Source organism: Marinobacter litoralis (assembly GCF_016427555.1).
GTDB classification, from domain to species: domain Bacteria; phylum Pseudomonadota; class Gammaproteobacteria; order Pseudomonadales; family Oleiphilaceae; genus Marinobacter; species Marinobacter litoralis_A.
This window is the reverse complement of the sequence record NZ_JAELVS010000002.1, coordinates 425,563-439,107: the sequence shown is the minus strand read 5'-3', so window position 1 is coordinate 439,107 and position 13,545 is coordinate 425,563. Positions and strand designations below refer to the sequence as shown.

11 protein-coding genes are annotated in these 13,545 nt (G+C 54.0%); all 11 read right to left on the bottom strand.

The window, feature by feature from the left end; translation table 11 throughout:
• Positions 1 to 18: 18 nt before the first annotated feature.
• Entirely contained in the window at positions 19 to 1,242 is a 1,224-nt protein-coding gene (locus JAO79_RS09590) for an O-succinylhomoserine sulfhydrylase (RefSeq protein ID WP_199007027.1), read from the bottom strand.
• 27 nt (positions 1,243 to 1,269) lie between these two features.
• Positions 1,270 to 2,811 carry an amidophosphoribosyltransferase gene (purF, locus tag JAO79_RS09585; protein WP_199007026.1) on the bottom strand — a complete coding sequence of 514 codons (1,542 nt, stop codon included), beginning with the start codon at positions 2,809 to 2,811 and terminating at the stop codon, positions 1,270 to 1,272.
• Between the two features lie 34 nt (positions 2,812 to 2,845).
• On the bottom strand, positions 2,846 to 3,415 hold the full coding sequence (locus JAO79_RS09580; protein ID WP_199007025.1) for a CvpA family protein: 570 nt from the start codon (positions 3,413 to 3,415) through the stop codon (positions 2,846 to 2,848).
• Between the two features lie 93 nt (positions 3,416 to 3,508).
• Positions 3,509 to 4,177, bottom strand: coding sequence for an SPOR domain-containing protein (locus JAO79_RS16435; protein ID WP_199007024.1), 669 nt, complete (start codon positions 4,175 to 4,177; stop codon positions 3,509 to 3,511).
• A gap of 90 nt (positions 4,178 to 4,267) precedes the next feature.
• On the bottom strand, positions 4,268 to 5,572 hold the full coding sequence (gene folC, locus JAO79_RS09570; RefSeq protein ID WP_199007154.1) for a bifunctional tetrahydrofolate synthase/dihydrofolate synthase: 1,305 nt from the start codon (positions 5,570 to 5,572) through the stop codon (positions 4,268 to 4,270).
• On the bottom strand, positions 5,556 to 6,482 hold the full coding sequence (gene accD, locus JAO79_RS09565) for an acetyl-CoA carboxylase, carboxyltransferase subunit beta (protein ID WP_199007023.1): 927 nt from the start codon (positions 6,480 to 6,482) through the stop codon (positions 5,556 to 5,558). Before accD ends, folC begins: the two co-directional genes overlap by 17 nt.
• A 38-nt stretch (positions 6,483 to 6,520) precedes the next feature.
• Positions 6,521 to 7,330 (bottom strand): tryptophan synthase subunit alpha, encoded by an 810-nt coding sequence (gene trpA, locus JAO79_RS09560; RefSeq protein WP_199007022.1) that lies wholly within the window; start codon positions 7,328 to 7,330, stop codon positions 6,521 to 6,523.
• 17 nt (positions 7,331 to 7,347) lie between these two features.
• Positions 7,348 to 8,556 (bottom strand): tryptophan synthase subunit beta, encoded by a 1,209-nt coding sequence (gene trpB, locus JAO79_RS09555; RefSeq protein ID WP_265091662.1) that lies wholly within the window; start codon positions 8,554 to 8,556, stop codon positions 7,348 to 7,350.
• A complete protein-coding gene (locus JAO79_RS09550; protein ID WP_199007021.1) occupies positions 8,549 to 9,178 on the bottom strand; it encodes a phosphoribosylanthranilate isomerase in 630 nt (209 codons plus the stop codon). Before JAO79_RS09550 ends, trpB begins: the two co-directional genes overlap by 8 nt.
• Positions 9,175 to 10,083, bottom strand: a complete 909-nt coding sequence (gene truA, locus JAO79_RS09545; protein WP_199007020.1) for a tRNA pseudouridine(38-40) synthase TruA — start codon at positions 10,081 to 10,083, stop codon at positions 9,175 to 9,177. The genes JAO79_RS09550 and truA overlap by 4 nt, the downstream gene beginning before the upstream one ends.
• Positions 10,084 to 10,169: 86 nt before the next feature.
• Complete coding sequence (locus JAO79_RS09540) at positions 10,170 to 13,304, bottom strand: FimV/HubP family polar landmark protein (protein ID WP_199007019.1); 3,135 nt, start codon at positions 13,302 to 13,304, stop codon at positions 10,170 to 10,172.
• Between the last annotated feature and the right edge of the window lie 241 nt (positions 13,305 to 13,545).

The window sequence follows — 13,545 nt, the reverse complement described above, 5'->3', positions numbered from 1 at the left end:
CTCGAACCGTATGTAAGTTTAGTCTTCCAGCGCCTGAAAACCCCTTGCGAGATCGGTTTTCAAGTCATCAATGGCTTCAATGCCAACTGACAGCCGGATCAGATTTTCAGTGATACCTGCCTTTGCTTTATCTTCAGGCGCCAAACGCCCGTGCGTTGTCGTTGCCGGGTGGGTGATGGTGGTCTTCACATCCCCTAAATTGGCCGTGATTGAAATCATCCGTGTGCCATCAATGAAACGCCAGGCCTGTTCCCTGCCGCCCTTTACCATGAACGACACCATGCCACCGAACCCGCTTTGCTGCTGTTTAGCCAGCTCATGCTGAGGGTGGCTTTCCAGCCCCGCGTAAAACACTTTTTCTACGGAGGGCTGTGATTCCAACCACTTAGCCAACTCTAACGCATTGTCACAGTGAGCTCGCATACGAATCGGTAAGGTTTCGAGACCTTTCTGAAAAACCCAGGCATTGAACGGGCTCATGGTGGGCCCGGCAGAACGAATGAAGCCATAAACTTCATCCAGATACTTGGCCGGCCCAACCACGACACCGCCAACGCAACGACCCTGCCCATCGAGGTACTTGGTTGCAGAGTGGATAACCAGATCAGCACCTAATTCCAACGGGCGCTGGAGAATAGGGGTGCAAAAACAGTTATCAACCACAAGCAGCGCGTCGTTTCCATGTGCCAGAGCAGCCAACGCTTTTACATCAGCCACCTCACACAAAGGATTCGATGGGGTCTCGATGAACAACATCCGGGTTTCGGGACGAATGGCCGCCTGCCACTCATCAACCTCGGTAAGACTGACAAACGTGGTTTCCACGCCGAATCGCGCCATGTACTTTTGGAACAGCACGTTCGTGGTTCCGAAAACGCCGCGGGAGCAGACCACGTGATCACCGGTTTTCAGCAACGACATACAGGTGCTGAGAATGGCCGCCATGCCCGAAGCCGTCGCGACGGCCTTTTCTCCGCCTTCCATTGCGGCAATGCGCCCTTCAAATGCCTGAACCGTCGGGTTGGTGAAACGAGAATAGATGTTTCCCGCTTCTTCCCCGCCAAATCGAGCGGCTGCCTGCGCTGCACTTCCATAGACGAAGCTCGATGTCGGGAAAATTGCATCGCTATGTTCGAGCTGTCCTGTTCGAATCTGCCCTGCCCTGACCGACAGCGTATCTACTGACATCCCGTCCAAGTCGGATTCGGGAATCCAGAGGTGTTCTTCACGCGAGTGGCTCATGGCATTCTCCTGGCTATTCGGCGACGCTCAGTCTTCGTCATTGTGGAGGTCTATATTGTCGTTATCCGAATCGGAATCGGAGTCAACATCCGTCACGTTTGTCGTCGCAGTGCTGCTGTCTTTACGACGATTTTCAAGACGCGTCAGATACTCTTTATCGATGTCTCCGGTGATGTAATCGCCGCTGAACACAGAGCATTCCCAGCCATCGATATCTTCATTGACATCGCTGACACAGGTAATCAGGTCGTCCAGATCCTGATAGACCAGCCAATCTGTTCCGATCAGTTCCCCGACCTCTTCAACCGTGCGGTCATGAGCGATCAATTCAGACGCAGAGGGCATGTCGATGCCGTACACGTTCGGATAACGCACTGGGGGAGCTGCTGACGCAAAGTAAACGTTACGCGCACCGGCATCCCGCGCCATTTGAACGATTTCTTTACACGTGGTGCCGCGCACAATGGAGTCGTCTACCAGCATTACGTTCTTGCCGCGAAACTCCAGATCGATAGGATTGAGTTTCTGGCGTACCGACTTTTTCCGCATTTTCTGGCCTGGCATGATGAACGTCCGGCCGATATAACGGTTCTTGATAAAACCTTCACGGTATTTTACGCCAAGCTGATAGGCCATCTGCATGGCAGATGTGCGACTGGTGTCCGGAATCGGGATCACAACATCAATATCGTGATCCGGGCGCTCGCGCAGCACCTTATCCGCCAACACTTCACCCATGCGAAGACGGGCTTTGTAAACAGAAACGCCGTCCATGATGGAGTCAGGGCGGGCAAAATACACGTGTTCAAAAATGCACGGGTAAAGCTTCGGTGATTCAGCACATTGTTCAGAATACAGCGTGCCGTCTGTTTCAATGTACACCGCTTCACCGGGTTCAATATCACGAACCAATGTAAAGCCGGCAGCATTAAGAGCCACGCTTTCGGATGCAATCATGTACTCTTTCTGGCCGTTCTCACCGTCTCGAATACCGTAACAGGCCGGGCGAATGCCGTTAGGATCACGGAAACCAACAATGCCGTGACCGGTGATCATGGCAATCACTCCGTAAGCCCCCCGGCAACGTTGATGAACGGCGCGTACCGCAGCAAAAATTTCATCCTTGGTCGGGTTCAGCTTTCCGAGCTTCTGCAGTTCATGTGCAAACACATTCAACAGGACTTCCGAATCGGAATTGGTATTGATGTGTCGCAGATCTGTGCGGAATAAATCACTGCTCAGTTCGTCGGCATTGGTCAGGTTACCGTTATGGGCAAGCGTGATACCGTATGGGCTGTTCACGTAAAACGGTTGGGCTTCGGCCGAGCTGGAGCTGCCGGCGGTCGGGTAACGAACATGCCCGATACCGACATTGCCTACCAAACGGCGCATGTGGCGAGTGTGGAACACGTCTCTGACCAAACCATTATCTTTACGCAAAAAGAAACGGTCATCCTGGAAGGTAACAATACCCGCCGCATCCTGGCCACGGTGCTGTAGAACGGTCAATGCGTCATAAAGCATCTGATTGACGTTAGAAGTACTGACAATACCGACAATGCCACACATGGCTGGACGATTCTCCGAGAGTTAGAACTGAATGTTAGCGAGAGGCCGACGTGGGTTCCACGCCTTCCGGTTCACTGGGTACTTGGGTGTTACCCGAACTGCTATCTGCCGGCCCCAGGAAGCGGGCAAATTCATCACCAAAGGTGCGTCGAGACCAATCTTCAACCACCGCCAGACGGTCAATCATCACAGACGATTGCCACCAGGTGTCTTGTGCAAGGGGCGTATAGCGCGTGAAGGCTATAGCAACAATGACAACGACTACGCCACGAAGCAGGCCAAAGCCCATGCCTAAAACCCGATCGGTGGCGGAAAGCCCGGTCGCGCGAACCAGATGCCCAATAAGATTGTTAACGATGGCACCTACAATCAAAGTGCCGAAAAACAGAATGGCGAATGCAGCAACCAAACGAACCAAGGGGGTTTCGACGGATGATTCAAGCAGCCCCTGCATTTGCGGGTGGAACGTGCGGGCGATAATGAATGCACCGATCCAGGTCACCAATGAAAGAGCTTCGCGAACGAACCCCCGCTTCAAACTGATGAGCGTGGAAACAGAAATGAGGGCAATGATGACCCAGTCAATCCAGATCAGCGATTCCATGAACAACCCGGTGGAGAAAACGAAGGAGGAATTCTAACAGGAAACGAGAGCGCACCAAACTCTCGCCTTAAGAATATTGAGGTTCCGGCGGAATTATTTTCCGCCTTTGGTCACAAGACTTTTTAAACCGAACTTTTTATCCAGTTTGACCTTGGCCTGGTCAGCATCCGCCCGATTCACAAAAGGGCCGCTGAACACACGAGTTAAGGTTTTGTCGCCGCTGGAAAACTGCTGCAAATGGGCTCCAAATCCCATCTCAATCACGTTGTCCCGCAGTCGCCGCGCATTGGATTCGTTACCAAAGCTGCCCAACTGGACAACCCAGGCCCCTTCCAGAGTGCGTGAGAATTCGGCCTTCTCGTCCTCTTCGACTGCTTTGGGTGCCGGGTCTTCTTGCTGCGAAGTTTGCGACACATCAGGTTCTGAGACCTTAGCCTGCTCAGCCGGAGCCATTTGTGAGGGTTGTGCTGACTCGCTTGCGACCGCATTTTGTGGCCGCTCATCTTCGACAATGCGGAATCCCGGGCTCTGCTTGGTTTCTTCGGCACCCGCCGCACCAGTGTCCGAGGAGAGCTGGTACCCCACCGAATCACCGGAAGGCTCGTCAGGCATTTCTACTTCTGGAAACGGCGGCTCTTCCGGGATGGTGATCGATGTGGTCTTGCGTTGAGAATGCGGCTCGTCAAAGATCATCGGCACGAAGATGACAGCCAGGGAGATCAAGACCAAAGCACCAATGATTCGCTGTTTTAATCCGTCCACCTGAAAGAACTCCCTATGCCAACCTATTTGAGTTCGATAGTAACTGGGTGAAAAACAGAACTGAAGTCATATCCCGCCAATGAACAAAGTTTAAGGCGCATCATCCAAGAGCAACTCGCGAGCTTCTGCGACAGTAAAGAATGAGCCAAAAACCACCACACAGTCGGCAGGCTCGACAGCCATTCCCTTAGCATCATCTAAAGCCTCTGCGATGGTGGCGCTTGAACCAACGCTGGCAACCTCACCTACACGCGCCTGAAGCTCCCCAACCGACAACCCTCTGGGCACACTCAGACCCGCGAGGCACCAGTGATCCACGACAGGCGCCATGGCAGACACCACACCTTCAATGTCTTTATCACCAAGCGCAGCATAGACCGCAACAACACGCCCACGGTTTTGTTGCTTCAATTCATAGAGCCGGCTTGCCAACCAACGTGCTGCATGGGGGTTATGCCCTACATCGGCAATGACCAGAGGCGTGTTGCTGAGCCGTTCAAACCGTCCGGGCAAGTTGACGGAATGCGCAGCCTCTCCCAGCCGCTCAAGCCCGGCTTCCGGAACAAGCTGTGCGGCCATGACCGTAGCCGCCGCCACACTTTCAATGGGCAGTGGTCCAGCCGGCAGCGCCACACGCCCTTCGGCCATTACTAACTCAATGATGTCACAGCCATAAGTGCGAGGCTCAAGCCGGTAGTCACGCCCGGTTAGCCTCAGATCAACTTTCTGCGCGGTTGCCTGCTGCAAAACCGAAGCCGGTGGCACGGGATCGGCGCAAACAGCGGTAATTCCCGGGCGCAGAATGCCTGCTTTTTCGAACCCAATGACTTCCCGGTTGTCACCCAGGAAACCAATGTGGTCAATGTCAATCGACGTAATGATCGCAAAGTCGGCGTCCAGAACATTGACAGCATCGAGCCGGCCACCCAAACCTACTTCGAGCACCCAATCCTGAACCCCTGCCTGCTCGAGGGCCACAAATGCGGCCAAGGTGCCAAACTCAAAGTAGGTCAACGAGACATGCCCCCGAGCTTCTTCTACCTTTTCGAAGGCAGTCACCAGGGCTGCATCGGAAATGATGTTGCCGTCAATACGGATACGCTCGTTATAACGCTGAAGATGAGGAGACGTGTAGGCACCGGTGGTTCTGCCGGCCGCCAGTAACTGACGCTCAAGCGTTGCAACTGTGGAGCCTTTGCCATTGGTGCCAGCGACGGTGATGATTCGGGCATTGGGCTTTTTCGGAAACAAGCGGCGAAGCACCACCAGAACACGATCAAGCCCCATATCGATTTCTGTCGGATGGATAGCCTCTAACCACTGAAGCCATTCATTAACAGTCGCACCGTTCGCCGGGCTCTTTACTGCCTTTTCGGGACTACTCGACAGATTCATCAGCACCCGGCTTTTCAGAGATTTCAAACTCGATCGGAGCCTCGGTACCCGGTTTCTCCTGACCGGTAAACTTTGCAAGTACGTGGGCAATCCGTTCACGCATCTGGTGACGATGCAGAATCATATCTATCGCACCATGCTCCAACAAAAACTCGCTGCGCTGGAAACCTTCTGGCAATTTCTCTCGCACGGTCTGCTCGATTACCCTGGGGCCGGCGAAACCGATCAAGGCGTAGGGTTCAGCAATGTTCAGGTCGCCCAGCATAGCCAAGCTTGCAGACACACCACCAAATACCGGGTCGGTCATCACCGAAATGTAAGGAATACCTTCTTCCTTCATGCGCTCAAGAACCGCGGCGGTTTTCGCCATCTGCATCAACGACAGAATGGCTTCCTGCATACGTGCACCACCACTCGCCGAGAAGCATACCAGCGGTATCCTTCGCTCAAGGGCTACGTTTGCGGCCTGAACAAATTTCTCACCCACAACCTGCCCCATGGAGCCGCCGAGGAAATTAAATTCAAAGGCACAAGCCACCAAAGGCACACCCAAAGCACTGCCACTCATCGCTACCAAAGCGTCCTTTTCGCCGGTCGCTTTCTGGGCGGCCGCCAAACGGTCTTTATAGCGCTTGGTGTCTTTAAACTTGAGACGGTCATTCGGTTCGAGATCGGCTGCAATCTCTTCGCGCCCGTCTTTATCTAAAAAGATTTCAAGGCGACGCCGAGCGGACACACGCAAATGGTGATTGCACTTTGGGCAAACATCCAGATTCTTTTCCAACTCTGGCTTATACAGAAATGCACCACATTTCGGACACTTCTTCCAGAGCCCTTCCGGGACACCGGTGCGTTGTCTTGATTCCGAGCGAATCTTGCTCGGCATGATCTTGTCCAGCCAGTTACTCATGCTAAGGTCCTGTCCTTTTGTGCCTGGATGCTCACTTATCAGGCAAGGCTATCCAGTGCTTCGCGCATTGGGTACAACAGATCGTGTAACGCTTGATTCAATGCGTCAGAATCTGATTGATTTCGGGCTATTGTATCCACCAGTACGCTACCCACAATTACACCATCGGATACTTTGCCGATCGCTCCGGCGGTTTCCGCATCCCGGATTCCAAAGCCCACGCCTACAGGAAGTGCGGTTAACTCGTGGATGTGAGCCACTTTCGCTGCAACTTCATCAACATTGATGGTTGCCGAGCCGGTTACACCCTTGATAGAAACATAGTACACATAGCCAGAAGAGTGTTTGCTAATGGCTTTAATTCGCTCATCCGTCGTAGTGGGCGCCAACAAGAAGATAGGGTCGATGTTACGCTCGGCAAAGAGAGGCGCAACATCTCCAGCTTCTTCCGGTGGCAGATCGACCGTTAAAACGCCATCGATTCCGGCGTTTGCCGCTGCATCGGCGAAAACCTCATACCCCATTGCCTCCACCGGGTTGAGGTACCCCATCAATACGACAGGAGTGTCGGCGTCCGTTTTTCGGAACTCTTCAACCATGCCAATCACCTGCCGCAACGAGGTGTTATGCTTCAACGCCCGCTCACAGGCCAATTGGATAACCGGCCCATCGGCCATCGGGTCGGAAAAGGGAACCCCGAGTTCGATGATATCCGCACCGGCTTTTACCAGTGTGTGCATCAGACCAACTGTTTGCTCAGGATGAGGATCACCCGCAGTAATATAGGGGATCAACGCCTTACGCCCCTGTTCTTTCAAGGACTTCAATACACCTTCAATACGACTCATGCCTGCTCCTGGTACCTTCAGATCTCGATGCCATCCAACTGGGCGATGGTGTGAATGTCTTTATCACCACGACCTGACACGTTAATGACCACAACCTTGTCTTTATCCATCGTCGCCGCCAGTTTCAACGCGTAGGCTACGGCATGAGACGACTCCAGCGCCGGCATAATGCCTTCGACCTGGGTCAGTGTGCGGAAACCTGCCAAAGCTTCTTCATCGGTCACGGACACGTACTGGGCCCGACCAATGTCCTTCAACCAGGAATGCTCGGGGCCAACGCCTGGATAATCCAGCCCGGCACTGACCGAATGGGTTCCGGAGATCTGGCCGTTCTCGTCCTCCATCAGGTACGTGCGATTACCGTGCAAAACACCCGGGCGACCTGCGCACAGAGGCGCGGCGTGCTCGCCGGTTTCGATCCCCAAGCCACCGGCCTCAACACCGTACAGGTCAACGGACTCATCGGTCAGGAAGGGATAGAACATACCAATAGCATTGGAGCCGCCGCCGACACAGGCAACCAATGCATCAGGAAGCCTACCCATCTTCTGCATAGACTGTTCGCGCAGCTCACGGCCAATCACGGATTGGAAATCGCGCACCAACAGCGGGTATGGGTGCGGCCCGGCAACGGTGCCGATGATATAGAAGGTGTCGTCTACATTAGCCACCCAGTCACGCATGGCATCGTTCATTGCGTCTTTAAGCGTCTTGGTACCACTCTCTACGGAATGAACTGTAGCACCAAGCAGTTTCATGCGGTAAACGTTCAAAGACTGGCGCTGAACGTCTTCAGAACCCATAAAAATATGACATTCCAGGCCCAGTCGCGCACAAACCGTGGCTGTGGCCACACCGTGCTGGCCTGCACCGGTCTCGGCAATAATGCGTTTTTTACCCAGAAAGCTTGCAAGAAGCGCTTGGCCGATGGTGTTGTTCACCTTATGGGCACCGGTATGATTGAGATCTTCGCGCTTCAACCAGATTTGCGCACCACCGGTTTCACGGGTCAGACGCTCTGCAAAATACAGCGGGCTGGGCCGGCCCACGTAATCGGCCAGATCCTTGTCGAACTTGGCCTGAAATTCCGGATCTTCTTTCAGCTGGAGGTATTCTTTCTCCAGTGTCATCAAGGAATCCATCAGGGTTTCGGAAACAAACCGGCCACCGAAGTCTCCAAAGTGACCTCTGGAATCCGGGAGTGCCTTCAACATTTCATCAGTCAGTTTTACGGACACTGTGCACCTCTTTGAAGAAATCAGATAATTTGGTGGCGTCTTTAATACCCTTGCTGAGCTCAACCCCTCCGCTGACATCAACGGCCCAGGGGCGAACCTCTTCGATGGCGCGGGCTACGTTAGCAGATGACAAGCCCCCGGCCAATATCAAGGGAACAGGTCGCTGCTCAGGTATCAGTTGCCAGTTAAAGGATTGGCCTGTTCCGCCATAACGATCAGGGTCCCAGGCATCCACAAGCAACCCCACCGCTCTGTTATACGTAGAAAAAGCTTCCGAGATCTGTTCTGAGCTTTGAACTCTGATGGCTTTGATCCATCTTCGTTCGAACGCATCGCAAAACTCAGGCGTTTCGTCGCCGTGAAATTGCAACAGGTCCAGCGGTACAGCATTAAGGACCGACTTCACGAAATCCGCGCCAGGATTCACGAACAAGCCTGTCACCGTGACAAACGCCGGAATGGCCGATGCCAATTCTTGCGCCTGCTCGATCGTTACCGCGCGGGGGCTAGGATCATAAAACACCAGGCCTATCGAATCCGCACCGTTCTCTACAGCTGCCCTTACATCCTCCACTCTCGTGAGGCCGCAAATCTTTACACGCGTTGTCATGGTTCGGTGACCGGCTGTTTAGGGTGAATATGGCTTGGCACGATGGGCAAATTGTCTTCTCGCGAAAACCAGGGTGCCACGAAGGCCGGTCCACATAGTGCTTCAGGAATACCGAAGTGTTCAGGATACCCTACATCTACCAGGTAAAGCCCGTATGGCGGCGCTGTAACACCCGCCAATTTTCTATCCCGAGCGGCAAGAACCTCGCCGACCCACGATACCGACTGCTCTCCCGAACCAACGGCCATGAGTGCGCCAGCGATATTACGAACCATATGATGCAAGAATGCATTGGCCTGCACATCAATCACCACATAATCCCCAGACCGAGTGACCGAAATACGCTCCAAGAACCGAACCGGTGTTCGAGACTGGCAGCCCGCAGCGCGGAACGACGAAAAGTCATGCTCGCCGGTGAGCGCTTGAGCAGCTTCGTTCATCTTATTGGCATCCAGCGGTCGGAAGTTCCAGCTCACCTGACCGCGCTGGATACCCGGTCTGACCGGATTATTAAAAATAACGTAGCGATAACGCCGATAGGTTGCCGAGAACCGAGCATGGAAATCCCCAACCCCGTTGCCCGCCCAATGCACCGCTATATCGTCAGGTAACGCCGTATTAATGCCCATAACCCAAGACCGAAGCGGGCGCACCACCTTGGTATCGAAATGGACAATCTGAAAACTTGCATGAACCCCAGCGTCTGTCCGGCCGGCGCAAACCAGTTCGACCGGATGGTTAGCAACCTTGCTGACTGCTTTGGCCAACTCCGCCTGAACCGACCGCACGCCACTTTTCTGCTGCTGCCAACCATGGAATGCCTGCCCGTCATATTCGAAAGAAATCACAACCCGACCATCTCCGATCGAATTGTTCGTAGTTAGAGGCTGCGGCTGAAGAAACAATGGAGCGTCCAGTTTTACAGGTTCAGAAAAACAAAGCGCCGGCACAAAGGCCGGCGCTGTTGCCGTTATAAAGTGATTATAACGAATCAGGAGAGATTTTTAAGAAGCTCTTGCGCTTCAGCCTTCTGTTCTTCGTTACCTTCCAGTGCGACTTCCTCCAGAATATCCCTGGCACCGTCGCCGTCGCCCATCTCAACGTAAGCTCGGGCCAGATCAAGCTTGGTCGCCGCTTCGTCTGTGCCTGCAAGGAAATCGAAATCGTCATCGTCACCCAGGTCGGCGTCTTCGATGTCGAGTCCAGCTAAAACGTCGTTCTCACTTTCCTGTACATCCACCTCTGAATCCAGGGATGGTACGTCCTCGGCATCGCCCTGCCCCAATTCCTCGAGAGCGCTCTCAAGGTCTTGCTCTTCATCGACAGGACTTTCAGACGTTTCTGGCACGTCGGCCGTATCGAGCTCCGAGAACTCATCCATCAGGGCCAGGTCATCCTCAGAAACATCCAGCTCAAGATCATCCAAGCCTGTTTCGCTCAGATCCAGGGCTTCGGCCTCGCTGTCATCCTCAACCTTGTCGAGCTCGGCATCAAGTTCGTCAAGGAAAGATTCATCAAGACCGGAATCATCGCCCGCCTGCTCGAACAATGAAGCCGGCTCGCTTTCTTTATCGGCATTGTCGTCCGAGTCGCCGGTTAGCGCACCCAAATCATCCAACTCGCCTTCAAGATCCAGACTCTCAGCCAAGTCCAGCTCCGGATCAAGCGCATCCTCGGTTTCGCCTGCACCGAATACGGCTTCGTCTTCTTCGCTGAGCTCGAAATCCAGACTGAATTCGTCTTCACCCAAAACATCGTCCGGCTTATCGACTTGAGAATCCGCCTCTACATCCATTTCGAAGGACGAGAAATCGGACTCCTCTTCAGCCGCGTCCGCCGATTCATCTGACTTATCCAGCGCGGCAATGCCGGAAAGATCGTATTCAATTGGATCGTCGGGCGAACCAGTGCGCATCTTCTCGTCGTCAAACTCATCCCCAAGATCCAGCTCGCCGACATTATCCTCCGAAGGCGTTGCGGACACTTCCGGTTCGTTTTCGTCGGCGTAAGCTTCCGAAGCGAATCCGGCCAGCGAATCGGAACGGAGTTCGTTTTCGAGATCGTCTATGCTCGGCATGGATTCAGTTTCTTCAAGCTGCTGCTTGAGAACCGCCGCTTTTGCCAGAGCTTCGTCATCTCCCAAAGCCTCTACTTCACCGAACTGCTTATCGAAAGACTGATAATCCTGGCCATCGGCATAAGTTTCCAGCAACTTCAGACGAAGATCCGTTCGACTGGGTTCGCGAGAAATCGCGGTTTCAAGAACCTCGGCCGCCTTGTCATGCTGCCCATACGCGATGTAGCTATTCGCTTCCGCCAAGACTTCATCACCCGAAGACGCGGCCGTCGCCTGGCTTGGTTCTTCCGCCGGAGTCAGCTCAAAACCTTCCGCATCGCCATCATCTTCAGCGTTCAGCTGATCATAAAACGCTTTCTCACGATTTGCGTTCCTGCGAGCCACCAGCAGAAGAAGGAGAAGAAGAAGGATCAACCCGCCGCCCAGGGCAAGCTGGTACATCGGATTCCCGACGACCGAATCCATAAACTGACCCAACCAACCTTTCTTGGAGGCTTCCTCGGAATCGTTTGCGGCTGGCTGCTGAGTCTGAGACTGTTCCGGAGTACCGGTGCTTGCCACGGGGTCAGACATCACACTTGAGTCGGCTGACTCGCCTTCTGCGGCATCACGAGTTTGCTCGCCGGCAACGTCCGCAGCCTCGGCTACGGAATCGTCCAGCTGCGCCGCCTCTGTTTCCTGTTGACTGATGGCAGTGGGCGAAGAGGAGCTCTGTTCGTCAGCTTCTTCTGCATCAACCGGGGTTTCCGTAACAGCTCCGTTGGCTGATTCAGCTTCTTCAGACACCACCTCGTCGCTCTCTACGACATTCGTTTCGGAAGAACTTGCGTCCACAGACAGGGCTTCATCAACACCCTCTTCGGAGACACCGCCCTCACTCAGCTCGGAGTCACCGGGAACAGCAGCAGGCTCCTCGGAAACTGCACCCTGCATTTCCGCAAGCTGGGTATTTTTCAGTTCAAGCAGGCGCTGCAATGTTTCAATTTGCGACTGCATGTCTTCAAGACGGGAATTCAGCTCTTCATTTTCACGGCGAGTCGCTTCCAGCTCTTCCATGGCCACAGCTGACCCTGCGTCTACACCACCGTCAGAGGTGCCATCTCCACCTGCTGAACCGCCCTGCTCTTCCGTACGAGCTTCGGCTTCATCTGCAGCAATGAGGCGCAGCTCAGCTCCGGTTTCTGCTGAATCTGGGGCTGTACTTGACTCAGGAGCCGCTTGGGCCGTTTTCGTCGCATCCACAGGCCGCGGTGATTTGAGCTCTTCGTTCTGTCTGGCAACAACCCGGGAGGCCTCGGCCTGACTACGAACTTGAATGTCGGCAAGACTCGGTGCCCGAAGCACTTGCCCACGTTTCAGACGATTGATATTGCCACCGATAAAGGCATCAGGGTTTTTATCCTGGATTGCCAGCATCACCTGCTGCATCGACACAGAATTGTTCGGACGCATGCGCTGCGCAATGGTCCAAAGCGTATCGGAAGGCCCGGTAGGACCAAAACTATCAGCACTGTACCCGGACGAGCGGGAACTCTGCACAGCAGCCTGTCGACGAACGGACTCGGCACTGCGACTGGCGCGAGCAGAGGTGCTGCGCTGCGGCGCCGAAGTGGGCGCTGCCACCTGCTCCCGAACACCCGACTCTTCTGCATAAACGGGAGGATCGACAAGTACCGCGTACTCGCGCATCAGGCGACCATTCGGCCAGGTCAGTTCAAGAAGGAAATTCAGGTAAGGTTCGCGGAAAGGTTCTCGTGAGGATACGTTGATCACGAGATTGCCGTCGGCCTCGGTTACTACTTCAAATTTCAGTTTGCTCAGAAACTGATGACGCTCTAATCCGACTCGTTGGTAAGCAGCTTCAGGAGCCACGTTAACGAAGACATCACCGGGATCAACTCCACGACTTTGTCGCAACGAAATTTCAGCATCCAGTGGCTGATTCAGCCACGACTGCATTTCAATTTCACCCAGCCCCAGGGCCTGAGCCATGCCCGAGCCGAGCCCTCCCGCTAACGCCAGGGCAACCGCAAGCTTGCGTACCTTCATGCTTTTTCCTTTCCAGTCTCCGTTATTCTTTGACTGCTGAATTTCAACAGAATCGGACGAGGTTGGATGACTTTCGTCTTTTTATAGTTTGGGAGTATTGTTGATAAAACCTCTTTTATCAATCAATCAGCCGCAATCCTTGCACCATTAGTTCACCACTCCCACGGAACTCATTAGTGTCCCTGAAAATAACAGGGGCGGGCACTGAAATCAGCACCCGCCCCGAACCGGCTTATGAAAA

What these genes read in the sequence shown, in the direction of transcription:
- JAO79_RS09590 (WP_199007027.1), bottom strand. Translation starts at nt 1,242, where the DNA reads ATGAGCCACTCGCGTGAAGAACACCTCTGGATTCCCGAATCCGACTTG.
- purF (WP_199007026.1), bottom strand. Translation starts at nt 2,811, where the DNA reads ATGTGTGGCATTGTCGGTATTGTCAGTACTTCTAACGTCAATCAGATG.
- JAO79_RS09580 (WP_199007025.1), bottom strand. Translation starts at nt 3,415, where the DNA reads ATGGAATCGCTGATCTGGATTGACTGGGTCATCATTGCCCTCATTTCT.
- folC (WP_199007154.1), bottom strand. Translation starts at nt 5,572, where the DNA reads ATGAATCTGTCGAGTAGTCCCGAAAAGGCAGTAAAGAGCCCGGCGAAC.
- accD (WP_199007023.1), bottom strand. Translation starts at nt 6,482, where the DNA reads ATGAGTAACTGGCTGGACAAGATCATGCCGAGCAAGATTCGCTCGGAA.
- trpA (WP_199007022.1), bottom strand. Translation starts at nt 7,330, where the DNA reads ATGAGTCGTATTGAAGGTGTATTGAAGTCCTTGAAAGAACAGGGGCGT.
- JAO79_RS09550 (WP_199007021.1), bottom strand. Translation starts at nt 9,178, where the DNA reads ATGACAACGCGTGTAAAGATTTGCGGCCTCACGAGAGTGGAGGATGTA.
- JAO79_RS09540 (WP_199007019.1), bottom strand. Translation starts at nt 13,304, where the DNA reads ATGAAGGTACGCAAGCTTGCGGTTGCCCTGGCGTTAGCGGGAGGGCTC.